Raw genomic sequence first — 16,190 nt, forward strand, 5'->3', positions numbered from 1 at the left:
GCCGACAGAAGGGGGCTGTTCAGTACCCCGTAATGTGAATACTGTGAAGGCTTGCTGTATCGAAAGGCTCGCCGTGCCCAAACCTCCTCCCGGTGTACCGCTGAATCCGCGCGGCCCCGTGCCCGGTGGACCGGCGCGCGAGCGGCTGGACGAGTTCGAGCGGGGCCGTGATCTCCCGCCGACCTTGCCACCACCGCCAGAGGCGCCCAAGCCTCCGGCGCCCACCGCCCCGCACCCCGTTCGACCGCCACGTTCATCCCCCAAGGAGAACACATGAAGACCCCGCTCGAGAGTGACACCGGCCCCGCCGCAGCGGCGCCCGGCACCCGTGCGCTCCAGCCCAAGCCCGCAGGCGGCAAGGCGCTGGCCCGGTTGCGCGAGTTCAGCGACCCCCGTGGTCTGCAGGTCATCGCCGATGCGGCAATGGACCCTGACCCCGTGCCCGATGAGCCGACCGCCGGCACCAAGGCGCGGCGAGGCGTCGGCAAGGCCGCCACCACGGCGTCGGACCAGGCGGCGGAACTCGCCCAGCGCTACGCCGATGCGGCGGTGGCCCTGGGCGCTGCCGAAGCCGTTGGCGCCGCCCCTGACTACGCACCGCAAACCGACGCGGCCGGCGGCCCGGCCGAGCGCGACGGCCCCCCGGCGCCCGCCCCGCGTGCCGTGCCACCGGCCTGGCGCTCGCTCGGCCCGGTCTACATGCCCAATGGCCAGACCTACGGCAGCAACCCGGGGCGCACCATCGTCTCGGGCCGCGTGTCCAGCATCGCCGTCGATCCCTCGAACGGCAACCACCTGCTCTGCGGCTCGGCCGCGGGCGGTGTCTGGGAATCGTTCGACAACGGCACCACCTGGTGGCCGCGCACCGACTCGGCCCCCACGCTGACCGTGGGCGCACTCGCCTATGCCAAGTCCGCGCCCGCCACCGTCTATTGCGGCACCGGCGAGGGCAACTTCTACGCCGGCCTCGGCGCCGGGGTGCTCAAGTCGGCCAATGGCGGCACGACCTGGTCGCTGGTCGCGGGCGCACCGTTTGTCGGACAAGGCTTCTACGAACTCGTCGTCGATCCGGTCAATGTGAACCACGTGCTGGCGGGCACCACCGGCGGGCTGTACGAATCGACCAACGGCGGCGTGGCCTGGACGCTGCGGCGCGCCCGGCGCACCTGGTCGCTGGCCTACCAGACCAGCGGCGGCGCGGCGGCCGAGGTGCTGGCCGCCTGCAGCGACGGCGTGTTCCGCTCGACCAATGGCGGGACGACCTGGGCGGCGGTGGCGCTGCCCGGCGCCCCGGCGAGCTGGAACCGGCTGGCGGTGTCGATGGTGCGCGGCGATCCGCGGGTCGCTTACGCGTTCGGCTCGTCCGGCGGCGCGGCCCGGCTCTACCGGCGCGACGTGGCCGGCGTCTGGAGCGCGGTGGCGCTGCCCGCGGGCGTGACGGTGGGGCAGGACTGGTACGACTGGTGCCTGATGGCCGCGCCCGACACGGTCAACCAGGTCTATGTCGGGGCGATCGACAACTTCCGAGGCACGCTGTCCGGCGCGACCTGGACCTGGATGGCGATGTCCGCCAAGACCAGCGGCGACTCGATCCACCCGGACCAGCACGCCTTCGCGCTGCACCCGACCGATCCGAACGTGCTGTTCGCCGGCAGCGACGGCGGGCTCTACCGCTCGCCCAACCGCGGCGTGAACTGGACCTCGCTGAACAACGGGCTGGCGATCACCGAGATCGAGTACCTCGCGCAGGACTGGGGCAGCACCCGCCTGCTGTTGGCCGGCACGCAGGACAACGGCACGATCCGCTACACCGGTTCGGCCGTCTGGGAACACGCCCAGGACGGCGACGGCGGCGACTGCGGCCTGAACCGGCCCAGCCCGAACGTCTGCTTCCACACCTTCTACGGCATGGGCATGGAGCGCTCCACCACCGGCGGCGGCTGGGGCAGCTGGGGCTGGATCGGGCCGGCCGTGCCCGCCGGGTACAGCGCGCTGTTCTACCCACCGGTCGAGGTCAATGGCGACACCGTGGCGCAGGCCGGGCAGAGCGTGTTTGTCTCGCGCAACCGCGGCACGGCGTTCACCGAGGTGGCGCTGCCGGCCGGCCTGCTGACAACGGCGATGCACGCCTCGACCGCGGACCGGCTCTATGTCGGCGTCAGCGTGGGCCGGGTCTTCCGGCTGGACTGGAACGGCGCGTCCTGGGTGCGCACCGAACTGACCGTCCCGCGCAGTGGCGCCCAGGTGAGCGACCTCCATGTCGAAGCCGGCACGCCCAACAACGTCTGGGTGACCTACCGGGCCTCCAGCGGCGGGCGGGTCTATGCCTCGACCAACGGCGGTACCTCGTGGACCGACCGCAGCGCCGGCTTGCCTGTGCTGCCGATCAACGCAGTCTGCACCGACCCGGGCAACGCCGGGCGGGTCTGGGTGGCGGCGGACATCGGCGTGTACGAGTCGCTCAGCAGCGGCGCGGCCTGGGCGGCGCTGGGCACCGGGTTGCCGAACGTGATGGTGGCCGATCTGGTCTTTCACCCGCACGCCCGTGTGCTGCGGGCCGGCACGCGCAACCGTGGCGTCTGGGAAGTACCGGTCGATGGCTGGCTGACGGCGCCGATCTGCGGCACGCAGTTCACCGGCACGATCGCCGGCAACCAGAGCGGACGCTGGTTCACCTTCAACTGGCCCGCGACCTGGCACGTCGTCTGGACCGTGATGCCTGTCAGCCCGACCTCGGGCACACCGCAATTGCGCTGGACCGTGCAGGTCGAACGCGGCTCGTCCGAGTACGTGACCTACTGGATCAACGTCACCAACCTCACCGCGGCGGCCGTCCAGTTCGAAGGACGCTACGCCATCCTGAGCAAGTACTGAGATCGGCACCCGAACTGCACTGCACTGACCAAGGAGCACGGATCATGTGGACTGGAACCCAATTCACCGGCAGCCTCGCCCCCAGCGCGACCAACAGCTGGTTCACGTTCAACTGGCCTTCGGACTGGCACGTGGTCTGGTACGCGGTGCCGACCTCGCCCTATGGCGGCGGCGCGCAGATCGAGTGGTCCGTGACGGTCGCCCGCGGCGACGCCACGCACACCACCTACTGGATCACGGTCCGCAACCTGACCGCCCAGACCGTCAATTTCGAGGGGCGGTTTGCCGTCCTCAACTGAGCTGATGGAGCCAGCCATGCGCATCGTCATCGAGATCGACCAAGCCGGCACCGACGCCCAGCAGGTGCGTGCCACCAGCGACGCCGCGCCCGCCAGCGACACGGGCCAGTCGCCCGGCGCGGCCGCCGCCGCGACCCCAATCAATGCCGGTGCGGCGCCTTCCCGCCCCGGCTCCGCTGCAGCGATCGCTCTGTCCGACACCAGTGCTGTTTCCCCCGACAGCGCCGATGCCGGGCAGGCGATCTCTGCCGGCCCTGCCGTCCTGCCCGCCTGACTGACCTTTCAGGAGAAGCGCCATGGAAGTCCTTGTCGAATCGTTCCCCTTCGTGTTCGGCCTGCTGCTGGGCCTGACCAGCCACCGCCTGGGCGGGCTGCGTGCCCGCTGGCCGGTCTGGGCTGGGGCCAGTGTGGCGCTGGGCAGCTTCGCCACGTTCTGCAGCGGCGAGTACCTGGTCAGCCCCGTGTACTTCCTGCTCGACAGCGCGCTGGTGGGCGGTGTCTGCGTAGCCACGGTGCTGTTCCTGCAGTGGCGCGCGCAGCGCCGCGCCGTGCGCTGAACCACGGACGCCTTCCGGCCTTACTTCGCGGACAGCGTCATCGCGGCGGACGGCTTCCACGCCGCCGCGTCGCCGTCGCTGCGGCTTGCCTTGGGGGCGCCGAGGAAGATGCGCTCGTTCGACAACTGCCGCGCCAGCAGTGCGTCGCGCACCGCTTCGCCACGCCGGGCGGCGAGTTCGCGCCAGACGTCGGCGGACACGGGGATGGCGGCGGCCAGGGTCGCGGTCATCTCGGCGTCGGTCGGCTCTGCTGACACCTTGGCGGGTGCTGCGGACGCAGACGCACCGGGCTTGGCAGGCACCGCCTTCGGCAGTTGTCGGACCAGCGCCTTGAGCAGGCGCGTCCGCTCGTCCGGTGACAGCGGTGCGTCGAGGGCGTCGGGCGCTGTGCCGGCCTCGGTGCGCTCCCGGCGTGCCGTGGCGAGCAGGCGTTGTTCCAGCGCCGCGGCCCGGTAGGCGGCCTGTTCGGCGGGGCCGTCGGCTTGGCCATGCAGGGTCAGCGTCAGCGTGGGGCGGTCCGCCAGTGCTTTCGCCACCTTGTCGGTCGTGTCGCGCCCCTCGGAGGTCAGCGTGGCCGTTCCCGGCTCGAAGGTGACCACGCTGAGGTCGTCGCTCCCGCCGCCCGAGAGGAAGGAAAACGGCGCCGTGATGGCCTTGGTCAGCACGTTGCCGATCACCTTCAGCACCAGCCCGAAGACGCTGAACTGCGGGTCGTTGAGCGAGCCACCGATCGGCAGGTCCAGGTCGATCACGCCGTTGCGGTCTTTCAGCAGCGCCACGGCCAGCAGCACCGGCAACTGCGTCGCGGTCGGGCTCTCGACCCGCTCGCCGAAGGTGAGCTGGTTCAGCACGAGCTTGTTGGTGGCGGTGAGCTGGCCCTCGGGCGTGATGCGGTAGGCGACTTCCATCGTCAGCTTGCCGCGCTCGATGCCGTAGCCCGCGTACTTGCCGGCGTAGGGCGACAGCGGGGTCAGCTCCAGGTCGGAGGCGCGGGCGCGCAGGTCCATCACGGGCGGGTTCGCGGTCGGGTTGATCTGGCCGCCGAGGTCGAGCGTGCCGGTGCGCGCGACCTTGCCGCGCAGCGTGATCTCGGCCATCTCGCGGCTGCCGGCACGCAGCGTGCCAAGGGTGCCTTGCAGCTCGCTCAGGTCGGCGCTGTAGCTGGGGCGGATGAAGCGGTCGGTGAAATCGACGCGGCCATTGCGCAGGCGGGTGGCGGTGATGGTCAGGTCGATCGGCAGCTCGGAGGCCTTGGCGGGCGCGCTGGCGGGTGTGGCCGGGGCGCTGGCTGCTGCGTCGGGGGCGGTCGCTGGCGCAGGGCCGACATCCTGCAGATTGAAGCGGCCATCCTCGGTGATGACGAGCTTCGAGTAGAAGTCGTTCAAGCCGAGCGCGCCGATTCCTACCTTGGGTTTCTGCGGCGGCTTGAGCACGACCTCCAGCCCCTGCAGCGTCAGCGCCTGCCAGCGCAGCAGCTCGTCGCTGGTGCGCTGCGCGGTGCGGCGGGTGTGGAGCTGCACGTCGCCGACGCGGCCGTCGCCCTTGAGCGTGACGTTCAGCCCGGCCGGGCCGTCCTGCAGCGCTAGATCGCCTTCGTAGCCCAGGTTCGCCCGCAGCAGGCTCAGTCCGAGCGCTTCGCCGAAATACGGCTCCAGCGCGTGGACCGGGAAGTTCTGCACCTTGAGCTTGCTCTGCACCCGCAGCGGCGCGAGGCCCAGCTCGCCACGGCCATCGAGCGTGCGGACCACGGGGCCTTTGCCCTTTGCGGTGGTCGTCGCAGCAGGGGCCACGGTGGCGCCGATCTGCCAGCGCAGTGGCGTGACGAGCTGGTCACCGCGGAGCGCGAGGTTCTGCAATCCGACACTGAGCTGGGCAATGTCGAGCTGAACTGGCGATGCGGTCTGCGCATCGGTGAACTGGAGGTGGCCGTCCTGGAGCTGCAGGTCGTTCAGCGTGACCTGCCACGGTGGCGAGGCGGGCGGGCTGGGCGGCTGCGGGACCAGCCACTGCAGCACATTCCACTGGCCCTTGGCGTCCCGCGCCAGGCGGGTGTCGGGGCGACCGATCTGCACGCGGGCGAGCGCCACGGTGTGGGCGTTCAGGTCGATGGTGGCATCGTCGAGTTGCAGCTTGCCCAGCGCGGCCAGCGTGGTGCTGCGGTCGTCGAGCTGGAGCGCCTCGACGGTGGCCTGCTTCAGGTCGAGCTGGAGTTGCGCCGGTTTCTGCGTGTCCGCCGCCGCCCAGCGCAGCTGCCCGCTGGCCGACAGCGCGCCGCCGAGCTGGGGTTTGAGGGTGGCGTTGAGGTAAGGCTGCAGGGCGGACAGGGCCAGGCGTTCGATCTGCAGGTCCACCTGTGCGCCGCGGTCGCTGGCTTCGCCTTGCGCGGTCAGCTTGCCTTGGGCGGGGCTGTCGGCGCCGGGGCCGTGCAGCGTGGCGCTCAGCTTGAGCGGGATCGGTGCAGCCAGCGGCCATTGCACGGTGCCGGTCTCCAGATCCAGCCCCTGCAGCGTCAAGGCGGCGGCAGGTTGCGTGGTGGCGTCGCGCCAGTGGACACGGGTGTTCCGCAGCGCGATGGAGTCGACCTGGACCTGCCACGCGGGGGCGGGTGCGGCCGCGGGTGTCGGTGTGGAGTCGGCCGGGCCCGCGAGCTGCTGCAGGCTCAACCGGCCTTGTGCATCGCGCGACACGTCCAGCGTCAGGCCATCGAGCGTGACGGCACCGAGCGTGCTCTGGCGCGCCAGCGGCTGCACATCGCGCAGCGCCACGTCCAGTGCGCCCCACGACAGCAGCGCGGCGCCGGCGCGGTCGGTCAATGCGAGGTCTTCCGCATGCAGTTGGCCGCTCAGGCGCACGACGGGCGGCTGCTTCGGCGGCGCCTCGAAGTGCAGCGCCAGCTCGCTCGACACCCGTCCGCGCTGCAACTTCACCGGCAGCGCATCGGGCCAGTACCCGAGCCACGGCGCCAGATCGAAGCCATTGAGCTTGAATTGCGCCTGGGTGGGCCGCTGGACGGCGAATGGGCGGGCCTTGGCTTCGGAGTCGAAGGCGGTGCCGTCGAGCTGGAAGGCCAGCCGCGGCGTCACCTCGGTGTCGATCGCCGCGGGCAGGTTGGACAGGAAGGGCACGGCCAGCGTCAGGCGGGTGAGCCGGTGTTCGCGCTGCAGCGGCTGGTCGGTGAACTGCACCGCGCCGCCGCGCAACTGCACGTTGTGCAGCGCGAAGCGGGCCGGTTCCTCCGGCGGAGGCGTGGTCGCGGGCTGGCTGAAGCGGGCGATCAGGTCGTCGATGTCGTAGTGGCCTTCGGCGGTGCGCGTCAGGCGGAGTTCGGGTTGGTCGATCTCCAGCGCGGTGAGCACGGGCGCGAGGTTCAGCACCGAGCGCAGATCGGCGTTGGCGTAGAGCCGGGCGATCTTCAGCAGCGGCTCGGCGGATGCACCACCCGGCGCAGCGCCGATGGCGAATTGTTCGGCCGTCAGCTCCAGCGTCCAGGGCTTGAAGTCGATCCGGCCGACCGTCACCGGGCGGCCGATGGCGGCGCTGGCACGCTGCTCGACCTGCGACTTCAGCAGCGGTGGCACGCCGACCCAGGCCAGCGCCAACAGCCCCAGCACCGCCAGCACGGCCCACCCCAGTCGCTTCAGTCCATTCGCCACAGTTGCACCCTTTTCGTGAATTAAATCGCCCGCTCTGTCTGGCAGCGCACAGACGTGCGCCCGTGTGACCGGGACGATTCGCGCCGAATCGTCACACGCTTTGCATGGGAAATCTGCATGTCCGACACCGAAATTGGCCTCACCCTGGCTGAAGTGCAGCGCCAAGCGTCCTTGCTGAAGACCGGTGCCTTGCAGGACGCGATCTTCAACAGCGCGAATTTTTCCAGCATTGCCACCGACGCCAGAGGCGTGATCCAGATTTTCAACGTGGGCGCCGAGCGCATGCTGGGCTATGCCGCGGTCGATGTGGTGAACAAGATCACGCCGGCCGACATCTCGGACCCGCTGGAGGTGATCGCCCGGGCGCGGGAGCTGAGCGCGGAGCTGTCGACGCCGATCACCCCTGGCTTCGAGGCGCTGGTGTTCAAGGCTTCGCGTGGCATCGAGGACATCTACGAGCTGAGCTACATCCGCAAGGACGGCAGCCGGTTTCCGGCCGTGGTGTCGGTCACCGCGCTGCGCGACGCCGGCAACCTCATCATCGGCTACCTGCTGATCGGCACCGACAACAGCGCCCGCAAGCAGGTCGAGGCCGAACAGAAGAAGCTGGACCAGCGCTTGCGCGACCAGCAGTTCTACACCCGCTCGCTGATCGAGTCGAACGTGGACGCGCTGATGACGACCGACCCCTCGGGCATCCTCTCCGACGTCAACAAGCAGACCGAGGCGCTCACCGGCTGTACCCGCGACGAGCTGATCGGCGCGCCGTTCAAGAACTACTTCACCGACCCGGGGCGGGCCGCGGCGGCCATCAAGCTGGTGCTCAACAAGAACAAGGTCACCAACTACGAACTGATCGCCCGCGCCCGCGACGGCAAGGAAACCGTGGTCTCGTTGAACGCCACCACCTTCTATGACCGCGACCGGATGCTGCAGGGCGTGTTCGCCGCGGCGCGCGATGTCACCGAGCGCAAGTTCCTCGACCAGGCCCTGCAGGAAACCAACGTCGAGCTGGAGAGCGCCAAGTTCGCGGCCGAACAGGCGAACCTGGCCAAGTCCGACTTCCTGTCCAGCATGAGCCACGAGTTGCGCTCGCCGCTGAACGCGATCCTCGGCTTCGCGCAGCTCATGGAGTCCGGCGCACCCAAGCCCACGCCCGTCCAGAAGGCCAGCATCGACCAGATCCTGCAGGCCGGCTGGTACCTGCTGGAGCTGATCAACGAGATCCTTGATCTGGCGCTCATCGAGTCCGGCAAGCTCTCGCTGTCCCAGGAGGCGATGTCGCTGACCGAGGTGCTGGCCGACTGCGAGGCCATGATCGAGCCGCAGGCGCAGGGGGGACACATCCACCTGCAGTTCCCGGTGTTCGACTGCCCCTGTTTTGTCAAGGCCGACCGTACGCGGGTGAAGCAGGTGTTCATCAACCTGCTGTCCAATGCCATCAAGTACAACCGCGTCGGCGGCGGGGTGGAGGTGTCGTGCAGCAGTGCCGGCGCGCGCACGCGCATCAGTTTTCGCGACACCGGCGCCGGCCTCTCGCCGGACAAGCTCGCCCAGCTGTTCCAGCCCTTCAACCGCCTCGGGCAGGAGGGCAGCGCGACCGAAGGCACCGGCATCGGCTTGGTGGTGAGCAAGCGGCTGGTGGAGCTGATGGGCGGCGAGATCGGCGCGCAAAGCACGGTCGGCGTGGGCAGCGTGTTCTGGGTCGAGCTGAACACGACGGCCGCACCGGAGTTGGCGGGCTGCGTTATTGCACCCCCGCCGGTTGCGCACATCCCTGTACCCCACGGTCTGCCCACCCGCACGCTGCTGTGTGTCGAGGACAATCCGGCCAACCTGATGCTGATCGAGCAGCTCGTGGCGCGCCGGCCCGATCTCCGCCTGCTGAGCGCGCGCGACGGCCAGAGTGGCGTGGAAATCGCCCGCATGGCGCTGCCGGACGTGATCCTGATGGACATCAACCTGCCCGGCATCAATGGCATCCAGGCGCTGAAGATCCTGGCCTGCGAGCCCGCCACGGCCGGCATTCCGGTGATCGCGCTCAGCGCCAATGCCATGCCGCGGGACATCGAGAAGGGGCTGGAGGTGGGCTTCTTCGGCTACCTCACCAAGCCGATCAAGGTCGATGTCTTCATGGCGGCGGTGGACGCGGCCCTGCAGGTGCGCGCCACTCCCCACGTTCTCACGCCAGAAAGCACCTGATGGTCACCGAGCATGAAATCCGTGCCGCCAGCATCCTCATCGTCGATGACCAGGAGGCTAATGTGCTGCTGCTGCAGCGCCTGCTGGCCGACAGCGGCTACACCCGCGTCAGCGCGACCCGGCAACCGACCGAGGTCTGTGCGCTGCACCGGCACCAGTCCTTCGACCTGATCCTGCTGGACCTGCAGATGCCGGAGATGGACGGCTTCCAGGTGATGGAGGGCTTGAAGGCGGGTCTGCAGGACGACTATCTGCCGGTGATCGTGCTGACCGCACAACCGGGGCACAAGCTGCGCGCGCTGCAGGCCGGGGCCAAGGACTTCATCAGCAAGCCCTTCGACCTGCTCGAAGTCCGCACCCGCATTCGCAACATGCTCGAAGTGCGGCTGCTTTACCGCCATCTTGCCCACGCCAACGCAGTGCTGGAGGCGGCCGTCGCGGAGCGCACCGCCGAACTGCGCGAGAGCGAGGCCCGCTTCCGCAGTCTGGCGGAGCTGGCCTCGGACTGGTACTGGGAGCAGGACGAACACGGCCACTTCACGCGGGTGTCCGGCCCGGTGCTGGAGATGCTCGGGCTGTGTGTCGATCCGCTGGCGGGCGAGGCCGAGCCGAAGCCGATGGATGGATGGAATGCGCTGGAGCGCCAGACCCTGAAGGCCACCATCGCCGCGCGCCAGCCCTTCCTGGACTTCACCTTCAGCCGCGTCCGCCCCGACGGCTCGACCCAGCGCTTCCGCGTCAGCGGAGAGCCGATGTTCGGGGAGGCCTGTCGTTTCATCGGCTACCGCGGCATCGGCGTTGAGATCACCGCTTGAGCGGGTTCGCCATGGTCACGCCGTCCGCCCCGGCCCACCATCCTGAGCAGAATCACCTGCTCGCCGGGCTGCCTGCCGCGGTGTTCGCGCCGCTGGTGTCACATCTGGAGCTGGTGGCGATGCCGCTCGGGCAGTTGTTGTACGGGCCGGGCCGGCCCTTGGAACACGCGTATTTCCCCACCACGGCCATCGTGTCGCTGCACTATGTGACGCAGTCCGGCGCCTCGGCGGAAACTGCGGGGGTGGGCAACGAAGGGGTGGTCGGCCTGGCGCTGTTCATGGGGGGCGACACGACGCCCAGCTCGGCCATGGTGCAGACCGCCGGGCACGCTTACCGGCTGGAGCGCAGCGTGCTGAAGGCGGCGTTCGAACAGGTGGCGCAGGTGCGCGACCCGCTGCTGCGCTACACCCAGGCGCTGATGACCCAGGTCTGCCAGACGGCGGTGTGCAACCGCCACCACTCGGTTGACCAGCAGCTCAGTCGCTGGCTGCTGCTGAGCGCCGACCGGGTGCCGGAGCGGGAGCTGGTCGTGACGCAGGAGCTGATCGCCGGCCTGCTGGGTGTGCGCCGCGAGAGCATCACCGAAGCGGCCGGCAAGCTGCAGCACGCCGGCTGCATCCGCTACCGCCGCGGGCACATCGCGGTGCTGGACCGCGCGGGGCTGGAGTCCCGCGCCTGCGAGTGTTACGGCGTGGTGCGCCGGGAGTGGTCGCGGCTGCTGGACAGGGCCAGCAGGTAGCCTCCGCCGGCCGGATCCGCCACGGCCGAGGCGTCGACGTGGCGGCGCCGGCCGTCGCGGGTGAGCAGCTCCAGCGTGCAGGTGGCGTGGTCTTCGCCGTTGTGGCCACCGCCGAGGCCGGCATCGACCTGCGCCAGCACGGCCTGCAGCGCGTCGGCGCTGTGCGGGGCCAGAAAGGCGTCCAGCGTGCACCCCGTCAGCGCCTCGCGCTCGACACCGAGCAGGCGCGCGCCGGTCAGGTTGACCTCGCACAGCACCGTGCCGCGGTCGATGGTGAAACAGCCGACCGGCGCATGGTCGTGACGCTGGGTCAGGCGTAGCAGATCGGCTTCCAGCTCGGTGCGGCTGCGGTGCAGCTCCTCGTCCTGCAGCTCGACCTCCACCTGGTGGACCTGCAGCTCGTGCAGCAGGGCCAGTGCGTCGGCGGCCGTCGAGGGCGACGAGGCGAGCTGGTGCAGCACGCCGAGTGCCGTCGACGCGTTGGACCGTGTGCCTGCCGGGCTGTGGTGTCCGGTCAGGCGGGACAGGGCCTGCGTGCGCAGGGCGTGTTGCCGGTCAAGTTCGGTGGTGTGGTGGGGCATGGCGACCACTCTACGCCGCACGCAGCCGGGATTCGAGTTCTTTCGCGACCGTGATGTCGACCAGGGTGATCACCACGCCCTGGATCACGTTGGCCACCGTCCGGTACGGCATGATCCGCACGCTGAACCAGCGCCCGTCTGTCGTGGTGATCTGCTTTTCGGAGACCGCCAGCGTGCGCAGCGTTTCTCGGGCATCGGCGTGCAGTTCCGGGTAGACCAGGGCGCTGGCGAGGTCGCTGAGCGGGCGGCCGATGTCGCCTTCGCGCAGGTGGATGATGCGCGTGACCCGCTCGGTGTAGCGGCGCACGTTCAGCGCGCTGTCGAGGAAGAGCGTGGCGATGTCGGTGCTGTTGAGCAGGTTCTGCATGTCGCTCTGTGCCAGCGCGAGGTCGTCGAGCTTGGAGTTCAGCTCGTTGTTGATGGTCTGCAGCTCCTCGTTCATCGACTGGGCCTCTTCCTTCGAGGTGGTCAGTTCCTCGTTGGCCGACTGCAGTTCCTCGTTGGTGGACTGCAGCTCTTCGTTGGCGGCCTGCAGCTCTTCCTCCGAGGAGCGCATCTCCTGGCGCAGCACGCGGATCTCTTCCTGCAGGCGCACGAGTTCGTCGCTGGCAGACGGATCAACCGCCCGTGCCGCCCGCCGCCGCCGCACCCCGCCGGACGGCGCATCGGCCATCTCGCGGAACACGATCATCACCATGCCGGCGAGCGGCTTCGGCTCGTCGACACACTGCACCGTCACGTCCACCGTGCGGCGCGCGTCGTGCTCCAGCCGCAGCCCGTGCAGCGCGACGGGCCGCTTGTCCTGCAGCGTCTGGTGCAGTGCGGCGGCGATCTGCGTGCGCAGGCCCGGGCGCGCCATGACGTGGATGTTCCAGTTTGCCTTGCCCGCCGCGGGTTCGAGGTACTGGCCGGTGCGCCCGCTGATGTAGACGATGTCGCCGCTGTCATTGACCAGCACCGCCGGGGGCGAGAACTGCTGCAGCAGTACCTGTTCGGCCAGCGTCTGGAGGTTGGCGAGGTGGGGCGGGGGGGAGGAAGGGGACACGTTCGGCTCCTGCGCAAGGTTGCGCGGCGGGAAATGGCGGTGCACCGGGAAATCCAGCGTGCTGATGCGGAGGGCCTGGTCGCTGCGCTGGTAGAGCCGCGTGCCGGGATCGAGCGGGGCGAACAGCGCCAGCGAGCGCCCGACGGTTTCCGAGCCACCCAGCAGCAGCACCCCTTGCGGGCGCAGGCTGTAGTGGAACAGCGGCACCAGCCGGCGCTGCAGCGCCGCGTTGAAGTAGATCAGCACGTTGCGGCAGGACAGCAGGTCGAGCCGCGTGAAGGGCGGGTCGAGGATCACGTCGTGCTGCGCGAACAGCACGGCCGCGCGCAGCGACTTGTCCACGCTGTAGCCGTCACCCTGGGCGCTGAAGAAGCGGGCCAGGCGCTCGGGGGCGATGTCGCTGGCGATCTTCTTGGGGTAGTGCCCCTTGCGGGCCAGCGCGATGGCGTCCGTGCTGAGGTCGGTGGCGAAGATCTGCAGCGTGAACGCTTCGGGATCAGGCTGGGCGTCCATCGCCTCCCGGAAGACGACGGCCAGCGAATACGCTTCTTCCCCGGTCGAGCAGCCGACCACCCAGGCGCGCAGCCGTGTGCCCGGCGCGGTGCGGGCGAGCAGCGCGGGTAGCACGGTGTCCTTCAGCGCCTGCCACACGGGCGGATCGCGGAAGAAGCTGGTGACGCCGATCAGCATTTCCTTGAACAGCAGGTCCAGCTCCTGCGGATTGCGGTGCAGGAACTCCTCGTAGTCCGCCACCGACGCCAGCCCATGCACGGCCACGCGCCGCTCGATGCGGCGCGTCAGGGTGCTGGGCTTGTAGAGGGAGAGGTCATGTTTGCTGCGTTCGCGCAGCAGGGCGAGGATGGTGGTCAGCGGATGGGGGGCGGGGCTGTCGTTCGCTGGGGATCCTGCGGAGGGCGGCGGTGCAGGCGGTTGACTGGTGGTGATGCGCAGGATGCGCGCGGGCATCTCGGCCGGCAGCGCCACGATGTCGACTACGCCGGCGGCGATGGCGCTGCGGGGCATGGAGTCGAAGGGTGCCGACTCGGGTGACTGCGCCAGGGTCAGGCCGCCGCGGGTGCGGATCGCCTGCAGGCCGAGGGTGCCGTCCGAGCCCATGCCCGACAGCACCACGCCGACCGCCCGCTCGCCCTGGTCGCGGGCCAGCGAGCCGAACAGCACGTCGATCGGCAGCCGCAGGCCGCGTGGCTGGGCGGGGTGGGCGAGGTGCAGCAGGTCGCCGGCCACGGTGAGTTCGGTGTTCGGCGGAATCACGTAGACCACGTCGGGCTCGACCCGCATCGCCTCGGTGGCCTCGCGCACCGGCATGGCGCAGCCGCGCTGCAGCAGCTCGGCGAGCATGGCCTTGTGCGTCGGATCGAGGTGCTGCACGACGATATACGCCAGCCCGCTGGCCACTGGGACGTGGGCCAGGAACTGCGCCAGGACCTCCAGTCCGCCTGCGGACGCACCGAGTCCGACGATGCGCGTGCGGCCTGGTTCGTTGGAACGGGGTGCGCTGGAGAGAGGCAGGGACATGGGCAGGGGATCGGGTCGGTGCGCCGGCACGGAGTGGAGCGCGGCCCATTACAACCCAGTCCGCTGCAGAGTGGTTGCCTTGACGCTGCGGATGTGCGGCAGCGCACGGACGATCCGGCGGCCAGGCCGGACCATCCGAGGCAAGGTGCCGGCAGTGGGCCAGAACCTGCGACTTGGAGATGCGATGCCTTCCGTCCGCTCATGACCAAGATCCGCACTGGACAAGCGCCGGCCCCGTTGACGCGCGCGCAGTTCCACGATCGCTTCAACCTGCGTTTCTACGACCCGGCTTTCGACGGCGAACGCGCAGCCATTGCTCGGCTCGAAGCCATTGCATGGGACGCCGTGCAAGACGGTCGCAAGGCGCCGATCACGCGGCCGGCCGGCCGCGGCTTTGCCGACCCCGGCCATGCACTGTCGGTGCAGTGGCTGGACACCCGAAAGCGCCTGAAAGCGGCTCAGACGCTCTGGGGCGACAGCACGGCGCCGTCACGCGTGCTGCTGGTCTGCGGCAGCGCACGCAACGACGGCACCTGTCCGGGCGAGGTGTCCAAGACCTGGCGCCTGACCGAGATGGCCCAGCGCGTCGTCGAGCGCGCTGGCATGCAGGCCGATGTGCTGGATCTGAGCCTCGTCACGTCGGAGTACGGCCGCAACATCCACCCGTGCAAGGGCTGCGTGTCCAGTGCCATGCCGCTGTGCCACTGGCCCTGCAGTTGCTACCCGAACCACGCGCTGAACCAGGCCGACGACTGGATGGCCGAGATCTACGAGCGCTGGGTGGCGGCCCACGCCGTGATCATCCTGGCGCCGACCTACTGGTACCAGTCGCCGAGTCCGCTGAAGCTGATGATCGACCGCATGGTCTGTGCCGATGGCGGCAACCCTGACCCGACGACGACCCACGGCAAGCACGTGGCCGAGGCGAAGGCCATCGAACAGCAGGGCTGGGACTATCCGAAACACCTGGCCGGCCGGGCCTATGGTGTCGTGGTGCATGGCGACGTGGCCGGCGTCGAGGTGCACCGGCGCAACCTGACCGACTGGCTGGAGTGGATGGGGCTGATCGACGCTGGCGCAGCGGCCAAGCTCGACCGCTACATCGGCTACTACGGGCCTTACTACAACAGCCATGACGCGCTCGACAAGGACAAGGCGGTGCAGGAAGAAGCAGGCAATGTCGCCCGGTCGGTGGTTCAGGCGGTGAAGTCGCTGCGCGCCGGGCAACTGAGTCAACCGGACAAGCAGGTCAAGTCGCCCCGCACGAAGTGAGCCGCCGTCGGCACCACACCGAATGGCCTCGCCCTGATCGAGTGACCTGATCCCTCTGCGGGTCAGAGCCAGTACTCCCACAGCCGCCCGAACCATTCCTGCACGTGCAATGCCGGGCTGCGGCGCTCCCACGCCGCGAGATCGATGGCATCCGACGCCGCCAGGTCGCGCTCGAACATGGTCTGCACCTGCTGTCCGAAGTCGGTGCCCAGCATGACAGCGTTGAGTTCGTGGTTGTGCAGGAAGCTGCGCCAGTCCAGGTTGGTCGATCCCACCGTGGCCCACACGCCGTCCACCAGTGCCGTCTTCGAATGCAGCACGACGCCGCGGCGTTCGTGGATCTTCACGCCGGCGCGCAGCAGGCGGGTGTAGTGGCTGCGCCCGGCGTGGAAGACCAGCCACGAATCGGTGCGGGCGGGCAGGATCAGCGTCACCTCGACCCCTCGCGCCGCGGCGGCCACCAAGGCTGCCAGCAATTGCGGGTCGGGCGCGAAGTAGGCGTTGGTGATGCGCACGCTGGTCTCGGCACTGCCGATGGCCGACAGCAGCGTGGCGTAGATCAGGCTGTAGGCCTCCTCGGGTGAGCTGCCGATGGCGCGCACGACCTGCGTTCCCA

General features: G+C 69.5%; 12 protein-coding genes. 8 read left to right on the forward strand and 4 right to left on the reverse strand.

Annotated elements, in window-relative coordinates:
- Positions 1 to 273: 273 nt before the first annotated feature.
- The 4 genes from RMP06_RS18080 to RMP06_RS18095 are packed head-to-tail and all read left to right on the forward strand — an operon-like array spanning position 274 to position 3,730.
- Positions 274 to 2,874: a WD40/YVTN/BNR-like repeat-containing protein gene (locus RMP06_RS18080; protein ID WP_310463182.1), complete on the forward strand. Its 2,601-nt coding sequence runs from the start codon at positions 274 to 276 to the stop codon at positions 2,872 to 2,874.
- A 44-nt stretch (positions 2,875 to 2,918) separates the two neighbouring features.
- A complete protein-coding gene (locus RMP06_RS18085) occupies positions 2,919 to 3,173 on the forward strand; it encodes a hypothetical protein (RefSeq protein ID WP_310463183.1) in 255 nt (84 codons plus the stop codon).
- Positions 3,174 to 3,177: 4 nt separating this feature from the next.
- Complete coding sequence (locus RMP06_RS18090; RefSeq protein WP_310463184.1) at positions 3,178 to 3,447, forward strand: RodZ family helix-turn-helix domain-containing protein; 270 nt, start codon at positions 3,178 to 3,180, stop codon at positions 3,445 to 3,447.
- Positions 3,448 to 3,469: 22 nt separating this feature from the next.
- Entirely contained in the window at positions 3,470 to 3,730 is a 261-nt protein-coding gene (locus tag RMP06_RS18095) for a hypothetical protein (protein ID WP_310463185.1), read from the forward strand.
- A 20-nt stretch (positions 3,731 to 3,750) separates the two neighbouring features.
- Here RMP06_RS18095 and RMP06_RS18100 read toward each other — a convergent pair whose 3' ends face one another.
- The gene (locus RMP06_RS18100) at positions 3,751 to 7,383 is read right to left on the reverse strand and encodes a DUF748 domain-containing protein (protein WP_310463186.1); all 3,633 of its coding nucleotides are present in this window, start codon (positions 7,381 to 7,383) and stop codon (positions 3,751 to 3,753) included.
- Positions 7,384 to 7,500: 117 nt separating this feature from the next.
- On the opposite strand from RMP06_RS18100, the gene RMP06_RS18105 reads away from it, so the two are divergent.
- The 3 genes from RMP06_RS18105 to RMP06_RS18115 are packed head-to-tail and all read left to right on the forward strand — an operon-like array spanning position 7,501 to position 11,140.
- Positions 7,501 to 9,585, forward strand: a complete 2,085-nt coding sequence (locus RMP06_RS18105) for a hybrid sensor histidine kinase/response regulator (RefSeq protein WP_310463187.1) — start codon at positions 7,501 to 7,503, stop codon at positions 9,583 to 9,585.
- A complete protein-coding gene (locus RMP06_RS18110) occupies positions 9,585 to 10,400 on the forward strand; it encodes a response regulator (protein WP_310463188.1) in 816 nt (271 codons plus the stop codon). Before RMP06_RS18105 ends, RMP06_RS18110 begins: the two co-directional genes overlap by 1 nt.
- Before the next feature lie 11 nt (positions 10,401 to 10,411).
- Positions 10,412 to 11,140, forward strand: a complete 729-nt coding sequence (locus RMP06_RS18115; protein WP_310463189.1) for a Crp/Fnr family transcriptional regulator — start codon at positions 10,412 to 10,414, stop codon at positions 11,138 to 11,140.
- On the opposite strand, the gene RMP06_RS18120 is transcribed toward RMP06_RS18115, so the two are convergent.
- Positions 11,086 to 11,721, reverse strand: coding sequence for a PAS domain-containing protein (locus RMP06_RS18120; RefSeq protein ID WP_310463190.1), 636 nt, complete (start codon positions 11,719 to 11,721; stop codon positions 11,086 to 11,088). The genes RMP06_RS18115 and RMP06_RS18120 overlap by 55 nt on opposite strands.
- Positions 11,722 to 11,731: 10 nt before the next feature.
- Positions 11,732 to 14,302 (reverse strand): chemotaxis protein CheB, encoded by a 2,571-nt coding sequence (locus RMP06_RS18125; RefSeq protein ID WP_310463191.1) that lies wholly within the window; start codon positions 14,300 to 14,302, stop codon positions 11,732 to 11,734.
- Positions 14,303 to 14,503: 201 nt separating this feature from the next.
- Between RMP06_RS18125 and RMP06_RS18130 the strand changes: the two genes are divergently transcribed.
- Complete coding sequence (locus RMP06_RS18130) at positions 14,504 to 15,574, forward strand: flavodoxin family protein (protein WP_310463192.1); 1,071 nt, start codon at positions 14,504 to 14,506, stop codon at positions 15,572 to 15,574.
- A 62-nt stretch (positions 15,575 to 15,636) separates the two neighbouring features.
- Here the strand turns inward: RMP06_RS18130 and RMP06_RS18135 are convergent.
- Positions 15,637 to 16,190, reverse strand: a 554-nt coding sequence (locus tag RMP06_RS18135) for a phospholipase D-like domain-containing protein (RefSeq protein WP_310463193.1), incomplete at its 5' end; no start/stop codon positions are given.

Source organism: Sphaerotilus sp. (genome assembly GCF_031429695.1).
GTDB lineage: Bacteria > Pseudomonadota > Gammaproteobacteria > Burkholderiales > Burkholderiaceae_C > Sphaerotilus.